Genomic DNA, 503 nt, shown 5'->3' on the forward strand with positions numbered 1-503 from the left:
GCAGCCAGGTCTGACCGGCGGCGACGGCCCGCACCGCACGCGCCAGCGTGGCGACGGATTCGTCCTTGAGCACATACCCCTGCACGCCGGCCTCCACCATCTGCGACACGAAGGGCCGCTCGCCTTGCGCCGACAGCGCGATGACTCGGGTCTGAGGCAGTTGCTTGACGATGCGCATTGCCGCTTCGATGCCGTCGACGACCGGCATGCAGACATCCATGAGCACGATATGCGGCTTCCAAGCCTGTGCCAGGGTGATGGCTTCGGCGCCATCACCGGCGTAGGCGACGACCTTGATGTCCGGCTCGCTGGACAGTAGCGCCCCTAGGGACTCCCGGATCATTTTATGGTCGTCGGCGAGAACGACTTTGAGAATGGTCATGCGTGGCCTCCGGTCGCAGCGACTTGCCCACCGAACACCCGGCGCGAAGAGAGGGCGCAGACAGGGGGCGCGGACAGCGGTCGACGATTCACCCACCTTTATACCGCCATAGACCCCACAA

1 protein-coding gene is annotated in these 503 nt (G+C 65.0%); it reads right to left on the reverse strand.

Annotated features, from left to right (window positions below; genetic code table 11):
* On the reverse strand, nt 1-382 hold a 382-nt coding region (locus tag CKO41_RS18435), incomplete at its 3' end, for a response regulator (protein ID WP_200383304.1).
* Nucleotides 383-503 lie beyond the last annotated feature (121 nt).

The sequence above is a fragment of the Thiococcus pfennigii genome (assembly GCF_016583835.1).
Taxonomy (GTDB): Bacteria; Pseudomonadota; Gammaproteobacteria; order Chromatiales; family Chromatiaceae; genus Thiococcus; species Thiococcus pfennigii.